Origin of the sequence: Rhodococcus sp. GXMU-t2271 (assembly GCF_041414735.1) — a bacterium.
GTDB lineage: Bacteria > Actinomycetota > Actinomycetes > Mycobacteriales > Mycobacteriaceae > Rhodococcus > Rhodococcus indonesiensis.
On record NZ_JAUIZP010000077.1, the window covers coordinates 1 to 14416 of the forward strand.

Genomic DNA, 14416 nt, shown 5'->3' on the forward strand with positions numbered 1-14416 from the left:
AGCGTTCGTCCTGAGCCAGGATCAAACTCTCCGTTGAAGACTCTCGATTCCTCCCGAAAGAGTAATCAGCCATAAGCGTAGAGCCGAATCACTAGCAAAAAACTCAAACTAGCAAAAACACTGGACCATCACAGACGGAAGAATGCGATGTCCAGCAACAACCACCCCCCACGAACGCGGGGCGGCCGCACCAAAAATAATTTGGCACTGACATTCATCGGCACACTGTTGAGTTCTCAAAGAACACGCACACACCATCGCCTGACGCTCTCGCGTCCTGCTCCGGGGCAACCGTTCTATCTTAACACTCCGAATTCACCTACGCAAGAAGCGTCTGCGATCTTCGTGTCGGCCGTTCGACCGATCAGGGCGCAACCAATTTCCGTACCTCTCGGTCCGGGTTGGTGTCCGTGTCGCTCGAACGACGACAAAGTTACGCCACCGCTAACGGGCCGTCAAACCCGCAGGTCAGGGGCCCGTCAGCGGGCGAAGAGGTTCTCGTCAGCCGCGTCGGATGCGGACGCCGGCGAAGTTGCGCTTGCCTCGCCGAAGAACAAGCCAGCGACCGTGCAGAAGATCCGCATTCGACGGGACCCAGTCCTCGGACGCGATGCGCTGATTGTTGACCGAGGCGCCGCCCTCCTTGATCGTGCGCCGGGCAGCGCCCTTGCTCTCGCATAGACCCGTCGCGACGAGCAGGTCCACGATCGTGTCGGGCTGCCCGTCGTGCACCTCCGCGACCGAGGCCTCCGCCAGCGCGGCGGAAAGGGTTGCCTCGTCCAACTCCGCCAGCTCGCCACGCCCGAACAGCGCCCGGCTCGCAAGCTCGACCGCGCGGGTGTTCGCCTCTCCGTGGACAAGCGTCGTCATCTCGGCTGCAAGGCGGCGCTGCGCTTCGCGCGCATGCGGCCGCTCGGCCGTCGCCGTCTCGAGGTCGGCGAGTTCGTCTCGATCCAGGAAGGTGAACCACCGCAGGTACTTCACGACATCGGCGTCCGCCGCGTTGACGAAGTACTGGTACCAGGCGTAGGGGGTGGTCATCTGCGGATCGAGCCACAGGCTTCCGCCGCCGGTGGACTTACCGAACTTCTTTCCGTCGGCCGAGGTGACTAGCGGGACGGTGAGCGCATGCACTGCGGCGGCGTCGGTCCGCCGGTTGAGCTCGACGCCCGCGATGATGTTGCCCCACTGGTCCGATCCACCCACCTGCAGAGTGCACCCGTGCTGACGACGCAACTGCACGTAGTCGTTGGCCTGCAGCAGCATGTAGCTGAATTCGGTGTACGAGATGCCGTCGCCCTCGAGCCGCCGCTTCACCGTGTCGCGCGCGAGCATGACATTGACGGAGAAGTGCTTGCCGACATCGCGGAGGAAGTCCACGACGCTGAGGGACGAGGTCCAGTCGGCATTGTTCACGACGATCGCGCTGGTCGGGGAATCGTCGAAGTCGACGAACCGCTCGAGCTGCCCGCGGATGCGTTCGGCCCATTCGGCGACCGTGTCCGCCGAGTTCATGGTCCGCTCCCCTACCTCGCGCGGATCTCCGATCATGCCGGTGGCGCCGCCCGCCAGCACGATCGGCCGGTGGCCCGCCCGCTGAAAGCGCTTCAGTGCGAGCAACGGCACGAGGTGACCCGCATGCAGACTGGGGCCGGTGGGGTCGAAGCCGGCATAGAGCGTGACCGGGCCCGCGTCGAGGTCGCCGCGTAGTGTGTCGAGGTCGGTCGATTGGGCGATCAGCCCGCGCCAGGTCAGTTCGTCGAGGATGTGCTCAGTCACTGCTCGATCATCCCATCCGGCCCGGAGCGGCCGGCGCGCGCGGGCTGCGCCGGTAGGCCGACACTCCCACGGCCCCCGGGATCCACAGTCGCCACGGCCGCTCGGCCGCGACGCTGATCCCGACGCGGGGTCCCGCCGCGACCCGATCGGCGTCTCCCAGGGTGAGCTTCACCGAGGCACCGTCGTCGAGTACGTCGATCCCGTTGTCCGCGAGCGTCAGCCCCAGCGCCTCGGCAAGGTTGCCAGGTCCGCGGGCGAGGTTCGACGCGGGAGTCCCGGCCGTTCGCCGGGCGCGAACGGTTTCCTCTCCCGCAACGACTTCCGCGCCTCGCAGCAGCACCGCCGCAGCCACTCCGTCGGGGCCGACCGAGATGTTGGCGCAGTGGTGCAGCCCGTAGCTGCGGTAGACGTAGAGATGACCGGCGGGACCGAACATCACCGCGTTCCGAGGCGTACGTCCCCGGTAGGAATGCGCCGCGGGATCGGGCCAGGGACCGTCCTCGGGCCCCCCGTAAGCCTCCACCTCCGTGATCCGCAGGATCACTCCGCCCGCACACAGCGTGGCACCGAGGATCGTGTGCGCCGCCTTCAGCGGGTCGACCGCGGTGAGCCGCTCGAACGCCACGTTCAGTCCGTCACCGGGTCCTCGGTCCAACCGGCCACGCCGCGCGCGACGTAGTCCTCGTGTTCGGCGTCGGTCACGTCTCGCGCCTCGTCGACGAGGAGGACGGGAATGCCGTTCTCGATCGGATATGCCCGGCGCAACCGCGGGTTGTAGAGGACCGAATCGTCGACGAGGAGCAGCGGCCCCTTGTCCTGCGGGCAGGCCAGGATGCTCAGCAACATGGGATCGACAGCCACGGTTGTCCTCTCGACGGTGTTGTGGGGTCGGACGGGCCCACGCTACCGTGCGCCCGGCGCCGGACCAGCGCCGACGCCGGCAAATCTCACCGCGACCGCTTTGGTGAACCGCTTGTAGGTTCCGGTGTCGGGATCGGCGAACCACGATCGCACCGTCGGCTTCGGCAGGCCTCGCGCCGGCAGATCGCCGGGCACGGGCCGGAATGTGGGCCCGAGTTCGATGTGCGGCACGACATGCACGAGATCGGGTCGTTCCGAGGCGGGGACTGCGTCGAGTGCCGCGGTGATCTCGGCGGCGCTCGGCGCGCGGTTCTCGCGCAGGGTGCAGGCGGCCACGGCGACTTCGGTGTCGGCGGTGCGCACACCGTAGACGACGCAGAGATCGACCTTCGGGATACTACCGAGAGCGTCTGCCACCGGCTGGCCGTATACCGGTCCGTGCGGGGTGTGGATGACAGTGTGCTTGCTGTCGAGCAGCCAGTAGTCACCGTCCTGGTCTCGACGGAAGAGGTTCTCGGTAGGCACCCATACGTCGCCGACTTCGAACACTCCCCGCATGACACCGGGCAGTATTTCGGTCGAGGCACTGGGCCGCCCGAGCAGGAGTCCGACCTCGCCGTCCGCGCTTTCGCGGACGAAGCCCCGCGCATCCTCCACCAGGCGCCCGGTCGTGGGATCCCAGGTGGCCAAGCGCACCTCGGCGCTGCCGGGCAACGGTCGTCCCTTGCACCCGATCTTGGCACCCGAGACGTTGGCGAGGACGACCTCGCCGTCGGTGGAGGCATAGAACTCGAGCACCTGTGCGGGAGCGAAACGGTCGAGGGTCCGCCGCCACAGTCCGGGAGGCATGCCCGAGCCGATGAAGAGGCGGACCGGATGGATCTCGTCGATGTGCAGCGCGGGGCTGTCGAGGATGTCCCTCATCATCGCCCAGGTGTAGGTGACGACGGTGACGCCGTAGCGGTGAACTTCCTCGCTGAAGCGCGCGGGATCGAGACCGTGGGACAGCGCTATTCGGCAGCCACCCGCGAGTGCGCCGCCGAAGCTGACCAGCAGACCGGACGAATGATAAAGCGGGGCAAGGCAGTAGACCGTGTCGCCGCGGCCGAGCGCGGCGGCGGTGGCGGTCCCGAAGGCGGAGAGCGCCCATCGGTGGTTGGAGATCTGACGCATCTCCAGGGTCTCACCACTCCCGGTGAACAGGAGGAACGCAAGTTCCCGCGCGACACCGGGGTCGGGGGCATACCAGCCGGGGAGTTCGATCGTGGTGATGTCGAGGTGCTCGAGATCGACGGCGTCCGCACCGGGCGCGATGTCGAGTTCGCGAATGCTGCCACCGCCGAGTACCAGGGCCGAAATCCCCGTGGCGAGTGCCCGATCGAGGTTCTCGGGGTCGGTGATGATCTTCTGGACACCACCCAACCGGATCGCTTCGTCGAGGTCGGGCCCGGGTGGGAGCAGGACCGACACCGCGCCGATCCGGGAGACGGCCGTGACCGCAGCCATAGCGCTGGGACGGGTGTCCATCAGGATGCCGATGTGAGCGGCGGGACGCACGCCGCAGTGCACCAGTCCGCGCACTACGTTGTCGATCCGGCGATTGACGTCGGCGAAGGTGTAGACGCGGTCCTCGTAGATGAAGCACTCGCGGTGCGGCCCCTTGCGGCACTGCTCGGTGAGGACACCGGCAAGGGAGATCCGGGTGCGGGGCTGGATCTGTCCGAGCCGGGCCAGTCGCGGTAGTGCCCGGGCGGCTTCCCCCGACAGCTCCCGCGCGCCGCGCACCGTCTCGGACGCCAGATCGGCGATGCCCTTGCCGACCTCCACGCCGACCTCTGCGATGGTCGCGACGGTGTGGGTGAGCCGGGTCGCGACGGACACCCCGGTCTCCCCTTCCGCGTGGAGTTCGGGGATGGCCATCCGGCCGATGCCGACCGGTCGGTCGCCGTGTCCTTCACGCCACTGCACCCATTCGCCGACGGCGGGCCAGGTCTGCCGCGCCGCGGTGCCACCCACGACTAGTCCGAAATGCCCTGCGCGTAGCGAATATTCGAACACCTGAGCCCGGGGGGCGGCCTTTCGGATGCCGCGCACTGCGAGGGGCTGGCCGATGTCGTCCACCTCGCCGACGAACGCGAGGATCGGACAGGTTATCTCGGCCAGGCTCACAGCGCGGTCGTTGATGACGAATCCGCCGCTCACCATGCGGTTGTGCACGATGAACTGGCGCAGCAGTTCGGCCACCGCGGGGCCGGACCAGGCCACCCAACCCTCGGTGTCGAGGAAGCGGCGCTGAGGTTCGCGTGGCAGAAGGGCTTCCCGGTCGTGCAGCTGCATGAGGAACTCGATGCGCGACCGGACCGTCTTGACAGGGTCGAGGAATTGGAAGCCGGTCTTGGCCATCCAACCGGTGATGGCGAGACGGTTGAAGACGTGGTCGGCGAGGAAGTCGGCCGCCCGGACCGCGACGCCCTCCGGGATCCCGAACGGCAGCGCGGCCAGGGTGTCCACCGGGCTGCCGAAGGTGATCAGGCTCGCGACGTGCCGACTACGGCGGTAGGCCGCGGCCTGATAGCAGAACATCCCGCCCTGCGAGTACCCGGCGAGGTGGATGTCACGGCCGGTGTAGTCGTGTACGTGGTCGACGATCTCGTCGAGGGCGATGATGTGATCGGTGAGGGTGCGGTCCCACCCGCCTTCCTCCCGGTCCGGGGAACCGAAGTCGACCACCCAGGGATCGAGGCCCATCGAGTGCAGGATGCCGACCGCTCCCGTCTCACGAGTGACGTCGTACACGTCCGCCGACATCATCATCGGGGGAACCATCACCACGGGAGCGCCGTTCTCGGCAGCGTCGGATTCCGGGTAGTAGTGCCGCAGCCTGTACATGCCGGTCCGCTCGACGACCTGGAACGGGGAGGGTGTCGCCCCCGTTTCCAGGCCGCCGTGACGGATCACCTCGAGGCCGTTCTGCGCGGTCGCCACCACACGTCGCAGGGGCCCAATCACCGATCCACCGCCCAGTGCCACGAACCTCTTCCCATCCGCCGAGTTCTGCGTGTGTCGACCCTGTCAGGAATGACAGCCTGCCACATTACGTCGACCCGATGGCGGCGTTCGCCGAGCACGTCGGTCAGCCGCGTACCCAGTCCCGCAGCGCGCGGGTGGCGGTACGGACACCGTCGAGCTGTTCACCGACCCGGACGCCTGCGGTGCCGCCGCGGGCGTTGCGCGAGGCGATCGAGCCCTCCACGGTGAGGACCTCACGTACCTGCGGGGTCAGTGCGGCGTCGACCGCGGCCAGTTCGTCGTCGGTCAGGTCCTCGAGTCCGACGCCCCGTGCCTCCGCCGCGCGCACGCAGGCGCCGGCCGCCTCGTGCGCGACCCGGAACGGCACTCCCTGGCGCACCATCCACTCGGCGATGTCGGTGGCGAGAGTGAACCCGGCCGGTGCCAGCTCGGCCATGCGATCGGTGTGGAAGGTCAGGGTGGACACGAGCCCGGTGATCGCCGGCAGCAGGAGCTCGAGCTGCGCGACCGAGTCGAACACCGGCTCCTTGTCCTCCTGCAGGTCCCGGTTGTACGCCAGCGGCTGGGCCTTGAGGGTGGCGAGCAGGCCGGTGAGGTTGCCGATGAGGCGGCCTGCTTTGCCTCGGGTCAGCTCCGAGACGTCCGGATTCTTCTTCTGCGGCATGATCGACGAGCCGGTGGACCATTCGTCGGCGAGGGTGATGTAGCCGAACTCCGGCGTGCTCCACAGGATGACCTCCTCCGCCATGCGGGAAAGGTCGACCGCGATCATCGCGAACACGAACGCGGCCTCGGCGGCGAAATCCCGTGAGGAGGTGGCGTCGATCGAGTTCTCGGCGGCGGAGTCGAAGTTCAGCTCGGCCGCGATCGCGTCGGGGTCCAAGCCGAGAGAGGAGCCCGCAAGGGCTCCGGAACCGTACGGGGACACCGCGGCACGCGCATCGAAGTCCCGCAACCGCTGTACGTCGCGCAGAAGCGGATGGGCGTGGGCGAGCAGGTGGTGCGCGAGCAGTACCGGCTGTGCCGCCTGCAGGTGGGTCTTGCCCGGCATCACGGCGGTGGGATGGGCGGCGGCCTGGTCGGCGAGGGCGTCGACGACGGCGAGGACCCCGTCGGCGATACGTCGCGCTGCGTCGCGCAGCCACATCCGGAACAGCGTGGCGACCTGGTCGTTACGGGAGCGACCGGCGCGCAGCCGGCCGCCGACCTCGGGCCCGACCCGCTCGATGAGCCCGCGTTCGAGGGCGCCGTGGACGTCCTCGTCGGACTCGGCGGGGGTGAACGCACCGGAGGCGACGTCGGTGGCGAGCCGGTCGAGGCCGTCGAGCATGGCGGTGAGGTCGGCATCGCTGAGCAGGCCGGCCTTGTGCAGCACCCGCGCGTGTGCCTTGGAGGCACGGACGTCGTAGGGGGCGAGTGCCCAGTCGAAGTGGGTGGATTTGCTCAGCGCCGCCATGGCGGCGGCCGGTCCGGATGCGAACCGGCCGCCCCACAGGGCGCCTTCGTTGGTGCCGTGAGCGGTCATCGCTACAGGCCCAGATCCCGCTTCGCGGCGACCTTGGAGGACAGGCCGTGGATCTGCACGAAGCCCTTGGCGTTGGACTGGTCGAAGCTGTCGCCCTCGTCGTAGGTGGCGAGGTTGAAGTCGTAGAGCGACTCGGGGCTGCGACGTCCGTTGACGGTGATGTGGCCGCCGTGGAAGACCATGCGGATGTCGCCGGTGACGCGCTCCTGGGTGTTCTTGATGAACGCGTCGAGGGCGTGCTTCAGCGGCGAGAACCACAGGCCGTCGTAGACCAGCTCGCTCCAGCGCTCCTCCACGCGCCGCTTGTAGCGGCCGAGTTCGCGCTCGACGGTGACGTGCTCGAGTTCCTGGTGCGCGGTGATGAGGGCGATGGCGCCGGGGGCCTCGTAGATCTCGCGGCTCTTGATACCGACGAGGCGGTCCTCGACCATGTCGAGGCGGCCCACGCCCTGGGCACCGGCGCGCTTGTTGAGCTCCTGGATGGCCTCGAGGACGGTGACGTGCTTGCCGTCGATGGCGACGGGGCGGCCGGCCTCGAAGCTGACGATCAGCTCGTCGGGTGCCTGCCAGTGGGCGGTGGGGTCCTCGGTGTAGTCGTAGACGTCCTTGGTGGGGGCGTTCCACAGGTCCTCGAGGAAGCCGGTCTCGACGGCGCGGCCCCACACGTTCTGGTCGATGGAGAACGGCGAGCGCTTGGTGACGTTGATCGGCAGGCCGTGTTCCTCGGCGAAGGCGATGGCCTTTTCGCGGGTCCATGCGTAGTCGCGGACCGGGGCGATGACCTGGAGGTCGGGTGCGAGGGCGCCGAAGCCCACCTCGAAGCGAACCTGGTCGTTGCCCTTGCCGGTGCAGCCGTGGGAGACGACGGTGCCGCCGTGCTCACGCGCGGCCTGCACGATGTGCTTGACGATCAGCGGCCGGCTGATGGCCGAGACCAGGGGGTAGCGGTCCATGTAGAGCGCGTTGGCCTGGACGGTGGGCAGGCAGTACTCGTTGGCGAACTCGTCCTTGGCGTCGACGACGATCGATTCGACGGCGCCGCAGTCGAGGGCGCGCTGGCGCACGACCTCCATGTCCTCGCCGCCCTGGCCGAGATCGATGGCGACGGCGACGACCTCCTTGCCGGTCTCCTTGCCGATCCAGCTGATGGCGACGGAGGTGTCCAGCCCGCCCGAGTAGGCGAGTACGACGCGATCGGCCATTGTGTTTGTGCTCCTTCTTGATTGAACGTGTGTCTGTGGTGCTCGGTGCGCGATCGGATCAGGCCAGGGATTCGATCTTCGCGGCGAGGTCGGCTCCGGTGAGGGGCTCACGCGCGATCACCGCGATGGTGTCGTCGCCGGCGATGGTGCCGACCACTTCGGGTAATGATGCCCGATCGAGTGCGCTGGCCAGATAGTGCGCTGCTCCGGGTGGGGTGCGGAGCACCGCGATGTTGCCGCTCGAGTCGGTGGAGACCAGCAGTTCGCCGAGGAGGCGGGAGAGCCGGTCGGTGCCTCCGGACACGCCCCGGACGGGGCTCCCGTCCTCGGGGACGACGTACACCCCGGGCCCGCCGTCGGCGCCGCGGAGTTTGACCGCACCGAGTTCCTCGAGGTCGCGGGAGAGGGTGGCGTTGGACACCTCGATGCCTTCGGCGGCGAGCAGCGCGGCGAGTTCCGGCTGGCTGCGGATCGCGCGGGTGGCGACGAGTGCGGTGATCCGGGCCTGCCGGGCCGCGCGGGTCGGGGCCGCGGCGGCGCCGGCCGGTCCGGCGCCGCTCGACGGTTCGGCCACGCTGCTCACGGTTATCGTTCGCGCTGCTCGAGCAGCCATACGAGCAGTGCCTTCTGGGCGTGGAGGCGGTTCTCGGCCTCGTCCCACACCACCGACTGCGGTCCGTCGAGAACCTCGTCGGTGACCTCGTCACCGCGGTGGGCGGGCAGGCAGTGCAGCACGACGGCCTTCGGGTCGGCGAGTGCGAGCAGCTCGGCGTTGACCTGGTACGGGCGGAAGGGACCGACGCGGTCGAGTCCGTCGTTCTCCTGGCCCATGGACGTCCAGGTGTCGGTGACGAGGGCGTCGGCGCCGGTGGCGGCGGCGCGCGCGTCCTCGGTGAGGGTGATCTGCGCGCCGGTTTCGGCGGCGCGGGCGCGGGCCGCGGCCACGACGGCGGGATCCGGGGCGAAACCGGCGGGGGCGGCGATCGTGACGTCGATGCCGGCGGTGACGCCACCGAGCATGAGCGAGTGCGCCATATTGTTGGCGCCGTCGCCGAGGTAGGTCAGTTTCAGTCCTTGCAGCTCCCCCTTGTGTTCGCGCAGGGTGAGCAGGTCCGCGAGGACCTGGCAGGGGTGGTACTCGTCGGACAGGGCGTTGACGAGGGGCACGGTGGCGCCTTCGGCCATCGCCTGGAGTCGGTCCTGGCCGAAGGTGCGCCAGACGACGGCGTCGACGTAGCGGGACAGGACGCGGCCGGTGTCCTGCAGGGTTTCTTCCCGTCCGAGCTGGGTGGTGCGGCCGTCGACGACGACGGCGTGGCCGCCGAGCTGGGCGATGCCCATCTCGAAGGAGAATCGGGTGCGGGTCGAGTTTTTCTCGAAGATGACGCCGACGCCGCGCGGGCCCTCGAGGGGACGGGCCGAGAACGGCGCCTTCTTCAGGGCCGCGGCGAGGTCGAGGACCTCGCGCTGCTGCGCGGGCGTGAGGTCGTCGTCCTTCAGGAAGTGCTTCACCATGGGTCTAGTTTCCTTCCTGCCGGGCGGCGTCGAGCACGCAGGGCAGTGTCGCGACGAATCCGTCGGCCTGTTCCTGGGTGAGGATCAGCGGTGGGGCGAGGCGGACGACGTCGGGTGCGGCGGCGTTGACGAGATAGCCGGCGTCCCGGGCGGCCGCTTCGACGGCGGGGGCCCGGGTGTCGGTGAGGACGATGCCGAGCAGCAGGCCGGCGCCTCGGACGTGGTCGACGAGGGGGTGGCCGAGTGCCTCGATGCCGGTGGCGATGGATTTGCCGACGGCGTCGACGTGGGCGAGCAGGTCCTGCTCGTCGATGGTGCGCAGGACGGCGAGCGCGGCGGCGGCACACACCGGATTGCCGCCGAAAGTGGTGCCGTGCTTGCCGGGCTGGAAGAACTCGGCGGCCGGACCGGTGGCGAGGACGGCACCGATGGGCAGGCCACCGCCGAGGCCCTTGGCGAGGGTCATGACGTCGGGCACGATACCGGCGGCCTGGTGGGCGAAGAACGTCCCGGTGCGTGCGATGCCGGTCTGCACCTCGTCGAGGACGAGCAGTGCCCCGCGTTCGGCGGTGATGCGGCGGGCCTGGACGAGGTAGTCCTCGGGAGGCACGACCACACCGGACTCGCCCATGATGGGCTCGAGGAACACGGCGGCGGTGTTCTCGTCGACTGCGGCATCGAGGGCATCGGCGTCGCCGTAGGGGACGAACTCGACGCCGGGGGGCATGGGTTCGAACGGGGCGCGCTTGTCGGGCTGGCCCGTGAGGGCCAACGCACCCATGGTGCGGCCGTGGAAGGCCTTCTCTGCCGCGATGATCTTGGGCCGTCCGGTGAGCCGGGCGAGTTTGAACGCCGCCTCGTTGGCTTCGGTGCCGGAATTGCAGAAGAACGCCCGGCCGGGGTGCCCGAAGTGCGCGAGGAGGCGTTCGGCGAGTTCGACGACGGGTCCGCTGGCGTAGAGGTTGGACACGTGACCGAGGGTGTCGAGTTGTGCGGTGACGGCCTCGCGGATGGCGGGATGGCGGTGGCCGAGGGCGTTGACGGCGATGCCCCCGAGCAGGTCGAGGTACTGCTTGCCGTCGGCGTCGGTGACCACGGCACCGTCGCCGGCGACCAGGGCGATCTTGGGGACGCCGTAGTTGTTCATCAGCGACCCGGCCCAGCGCTGCTGGAGTTCGGACGTGCCGGTCATGGGGTGCCTTCCTGGGTGGGAGCGACCGCGGGGTGGGGGGTGACCATCGTGCCGATGCCTTCCTCGGTGAGGAGTTCGAGCAGCACCGAGTGCGGCTGTCGTCCGTCGATGACGTGGGCCGTCGGCACGCCGCCGCGGACCGCGCGCAGGCAGGCTTCCATCTTCGGGACCATCCCCGCGTCGAGGGACGGCAGTAGCTCGGCCAGCGCGTCGGCATCGATGGCGCTGGTGAGGGAACTGCGGTCGGGCCAGTCCGTGTAGAGGCCTTCGACGTCGGTGAGGACGACGAGTTTCTCCGCTCCGAGCGCCTCGGCGAGCGCGGCGGCCGCGGTGTCGGCGTTGATGTTGTGGACGACGCCGTCGGCGTCGGGGGCGATGGTGGAGACGACGGGGATGCGGCCGGCGGCGATGAGGTCGTGGACGGCGGCGGGGTCGACGGCGGTGACATCGCCGACGAGACCGATGTCGGTGTCCAGGCCGTCGACGACGACCGTTCGGCGCGTGGCGGTGAACAGGTGGGCGTCTTCGCCGGAGATGCCGACGGCGTACGGGCCGTGGGCGTTGATCAAGCCGACGAGTTCGCGTCCGACCTGCCCGAACAGCACCATGCGGACGACGTCCATCACCTCGGGGGTGGTGACGCGGAAACCACCGCGGAACTCCCCGGTCATGCCCAGTCGCTTCAGCATGGCGTTGATCTGTGGTCCGCCGCCGTGGACGACGACGGGGTGGACGCCGACGGTGCGCAGGAACGCCATGTCGGCGGCGAAGGCGCGCTTGAGCCGGTCGTCGATCATGGCGTTGCCGCCGTACTTGACCACGACGATCCTGTCGCGGAATTTCTGCAGCCACGGCAAGGCCTCGGCGAGGACGTAGGCCTTCTGGTGGGCGGTGAGCTGCGCGATGGGGTCGGTGCTCGCCTCGGTTCCGGTCATGACGAGTAGGCCGAGTTCTCTTCGACGTATCCGTGGGAGAGGTCGGTGGTGCGGATGGTCACCTCGACGTCGCCGACGCCGAGGTCGATGTCGAGGGCGATGTCGGGGCCGGACAGGTCGACCTCTCGGGCGCCGGGAGCGCCCACGCCGTCGATGCACACCGGGGATCCGTTGAACGTGACGGAGATGCGCTCGGGGTCGAGCGCGATGGGAGCGATACCGATGGCGGCGAGGACACGTCCCCAGTTGGGGTCGGAACCGAACAGGGCGGTCTTGACGAGGTTGTCGCGTGCAACGGTCCGCGCACCGACGAGGGCGTCCTGTTCGGTGGCGGCGCCGCGGACGGTGACGGTGACCCGCTTGGTGACGCCCTCGGCGTCGGCCGCCATCTGTGCGGCGAGGTCGTCGCACACTGCGAGGACGGCGGCGTCGAGCTGATCCTGGGTGGGGGTGATGCCACTGGCCCCGGACGCGAGCAGCAGCACGGTGTCGTTGGTGGAGGTCGACCCGTCGACGTCGAGACGGTCGAACGTGAGCCGGGTGGCGGCGCGCAGGGCGCGGTCGAGTTGCTCGGCGGTGGCGACCGCGTCGGTGGTGACCACGCACAGCATGGTGGCCAGGGCGGGGGCGAGCATGCCTGCACCCTTGGCCATGCCGCCGACGTTCCACTTGTCGGCGTGGTGCAGGGCGGCCTGTTTGGGGACGGTGTCGGTGGTCATGATGGCGTAGGCGGCGTCGGTGCCGCCGGAGATCCCGCCGGCGAGTTCGTGGACGATCTCCGCGACGCCGGCGAGGACCTTGTCCATGGGCAGTCGGTCGCCGATGAGGCCGGTCGAGCACACCGCGACCTCGCCGGCACCCGTTTCGGTGCCCCAGTTGCTGAGGGTTTCGGCGACCTTCTCCGCGGTGGCGTGGGTGTCCTGGAAGCCGCCGGGTCCGGTGCAGGCGTTGGCGCCGCCGGAGTTGAGGATCACCGCGCGCAGCGCGCCGGACTTCAGGACCTGCTGCGACCACAGCACGGGCGCGGCCTTGATCTTGTTGGTGGTGAAGACGCCGGCTGCGGTCAGCTCCGGCCCCTCGTTGAATACGAGCGCGAGGTCCGGGTTGCCGGAGGCTTTGATGCCGGCGGGGATGCCGGCGGCGCGGAACCCGGCCGGCGAGGTGACGCCCTGGGTGCGGATCAGGCGGCCGCCGGCGATCTCGACCGCGTCGGCGTAGACGTTGTCGTCGGTGGACTGTCTGTCGATGCTCACGGGGCGACTCCCACGGTGGACAGGCCGGCGGTCTCGGGGAGGCCGAGCGCCAGGTTCATGGATTGCACCGCCGCGCCGGCGGTGCCCTTGGTCAGGTTGTCGAGTGCGGCGACGACGACGAGGACGCCGGCGTCGGAGTCGACGGTGACGGCGAGGTGCACGGCGTTGGAGCCGAGTACCGCGCCGGTGCTGGGCAGCGTCCCTTCGGGCAGTACGTGCACGAACGGCTCGTCGGCGTAGGCCTTCTCGTACACGGCCCGGGCCTCGTCGGCGGTGGCGGTGGTGGGGGCGGTGCAGGTGGCGAGGATGCCGCGCGGCATCGGCGCCAGCACGGGGGTGAAGGAGACGGATACGGGGGCGTCGGTCAGGGTGGCGAGGTTCTGCTTGATTTCGGGGGTGTGCCGGTGCGCTCCCCCGACGGCGTAGGCCCGCACGGAGCCCATGACCTCGGAGCCGAGGAGGTCGGCTCGGAGGGACTTGCCGGCGCCGGAGGTGCCGGATACGGCGACGACGTGGACTGCCGGCTCGACGATGCCGGCTGCGACGGCGGGGGCGAGGGCGAGGGTGGCCGAGGTGGGGTAGCAGCCGGGGACCGCGATCCGGGTGGCTCCGATCAGGTGCTCGCGCTTGCCGGGGAGTTCGGGCATTCCGTACGGCCAGGTCCCGGCGTGATCTCCGCCGTACCAGCGCTGCCAGTCGGCGGACTCGGACAGGCGGAAGTCGGCGCCGCAGTCGATGACGACGGTGGTGTCGGGCAGCTGCTCGGCGATGACGGCGGAGTGGCCGTGGGGCAGACCGAGGAACACGACGTCGTGGCCGCTCAGGGTGTCGAAGTCGGTGGCGCCGAGGACGCGGTCGGCCAGCGGGAGCAGGTGGGGGTGGAATTCGCGGAGTTTCGCGCCGGCGTTGCCACCGGCGGTGAGTGCGCCGACGACGAGGCGGCCGTCCTGGTAGGCGGGATGACCGAGGAGCAGACGCAGGATCTCGCCGCCCGCATACCCGCTCGCCCCTGCGACGGCGACCCGAATCGGTGACTGTGCGGTCGCCGTGAATTCCGGTGAGTTACCCATGCGATTGATTATGCACCATCATGCAACTTCATTCACACGGGCGGGTGCGGGCGC

Annotated in this window: 12 protein-coding genes; all 12 read right to left on the reverse strand. The window is 69.3% G+C overall.

Translation table 11 applies throughout. The features are described from left to right. Positions 1–501: 501 nt before the first annotated feature. Positions 502–1779 carry a tyrosine--tRNA ligase gene (tyrS, locus tag QYS60_RS25110; RefSeq protein ID WP_289381929.1) on the reverse strand — a complete coding sequence of 426 codons (1278 nt, stop codon included), beginning with the start codon at positions 1777–1779 and terminating at the stop codon, positions 502–504. 7 nt (positions 1780–1786) lie between these two features. Next, positions 1787–2404, reverse strand: a complete 618-nt coding sequence (locus tag QYS60_RS25115; RefSeq protein ID WP_289381928.1) for a DNA-3-methyladenine glycosylase — start codon at positions 2402–2404, stop codon at positions 1787–1789. Positions 2405–2406: 2 nt separating this feature from the next. Further along, complete coding sequence (locus tag QYS60_RS25120) at positions 2407–2640, reverse strand: Trm112 family protein (RefSeq protein ID WP_003937978.1); 234 nt, start codon at positions 2638–2640, stop codon at positions 2407–2409. A 42-nt stretch (positions 2641–2682) separates the two neighbouring features. Further along, positions 2683–5646, reverse strand: a complete 2964-nt coding sequence (locus QYS60_RS25125; RefSeq protein ID WP_371384604.1) for an AMP-binding protein — start codon at positions 5644–5646, stop codon at positions 2683–2685. A gap of 127 nt (positions 5647–5773) precedes the next feature. Then, positions 5774–7195 carry an argininosuccinate lyase gene (gene argH, locus QYS60_RS25130; protein ID WP_371384584.1) on the reverse strand — a complete coding sequence of 474 codons (1422 nt, stop codon included), beginning with the start codon at positions 7193–7195 and terminating at the stop codon, positions 5774–5776. 2 nt (positions 7196–7197) lie between these two features. Then, positions 7198–8397, reverse strand: coding sequence for an argininosuccinate synthase (locus QYS60_RS25135; RefSeq protein ID WP_003937975.1), 1200 nt, complete (start codon positions 8395–8397; stop codon positions 7198–7200). 58 nt (positions 8398–8455) lie between these two features. Beyond that, positions 8456–9010, reverse strand: coding sequence for an arginine repressor (locus tag QYS60_RS25140; protein WP_371384585.1), 555 nt, complete (start codon positions 9008–9010; stop codon positions 8456–8458). Then, on the reverse strand, positions 8983–9912 hold the full coding sequence (gene argF / locus QYS60_RS25145) for an ornithine carbamoyltransferase (RefSeq protein ID WP_003937973.1): 930 nt from the start codon (positions 9910–9912) through the stop codon (positions 8983–8985). Before argF ends, QYS60_RS25140 begins: the two co-directional genes overlap by 28 nt. A 4-nt stretch (positions 9913–9916) precedes the next feature. Beyond that, positions 9917–11104 carry an acetylornithine transaminase gene (locus tag QYS60_RS25150; protein ID WP_371384586.1) on the reverse strand — a complete coding sequence of 396 codons (1188 nt, stop codon included), beginning with the start codon at positions 11102–11104 and terminating at the stop codon, positions 9917–9919. Then, positions 11101–12039, reverse strand: coding sequence for an acetylglutamate kinase (gene argB / locus QYS60_RS25155; protein WP_003937971.1), 939 nt, complete (start codon positions 12037–12039; stop codon positions 11101–11103). Before argB ends, QYS60_RS25150 begins: the two co-directional genes overlap by 4 nt. Continuing rightward, positions 12036–13292 carry a bifunctional glutamate N-acetyltransferase/amino-acid acetyltransferase ArgJ gene (gene argJ / locus QYS60_RS25160; RefSeq protein WP_371384587.1) on the reverse strand — a complete coding sequence of 419 codons (1257 nt, stop codon included), beginning with the start codon at positions 13290–13292 and terminating at the stop codon, positions 12036–12038. Before argJ ends, argB begins: the two co-directional genes overlap by 4 nt. Then, the gene (gene argC / locus QYS60_RS25165; protein WP_371384589.1) at positions 13289–14362 is read right to left on the reverse strand and encodes an N-acetyl-gamma-glutamyl-phosphate reductase; all 1074 of its coding nucleotides are present in this window, start codon (positions 14360–14362) and stop codon (positions 13289–13291) included. The genes argJ and argC overlap by 4 nt, the downstream gene beginning before the upstream one ends. Positions 14363–14416: the final 54 nt, after the last annotated feature.

Excerpts from the sequence above, each read along its gene's own strand:
- argH (WP_371384584.1), bottom strand. The coding sequence starts at position 7,195 with ATGACCGCTCACGGCACCAACGAAGGCGCCCTGTGGGGCGGCCGGTTC.
- QYS60_RS25135 (WP_003937975.1), bottom strand. The coding sequence starts at position 8,397 with ATGGCCGATCGCGTCGTACTCGCCTACTCGGGCGGGCTGGACACCTCC.
- QYS60_RS25140 (WP_371384585.1), bottom strand. The coding sequence starts at position 9,010 with ATGGCTGCTCGAGCAGCGCGAACGATAACCGTGAGCAGCGTGGCCGAA.
- argF (WP_003937973.1), bottom strand. The coding sequence starts at position 9,912 with ATGGTGAAGCACTTCCTGAAGGACGACGACCTCACGCCCGCGCAGCAG.
- QYS60_RS25150 (WP_371384586.1), bottom strand. The coding sequence starts at position 11,104 with ATGACCGGCACGTCCGAACTCCAGCAGCGCTGGGCCGGGTCGCTGATG.
- argB (WP_003937971.1), bottom strand. The coding sequence starts at position 12,039 with ATGACCGGAACCGAGGCGAGCACCGACCCCATCGCGCAGCTCACCGCC.
- argC (WP_371384589.1), bottom strand. The coding sequence starts at position 14,362 with ATGGGTAACTCACCGGAATTCACGGCGACCGCACAGTCACCGATTCGG.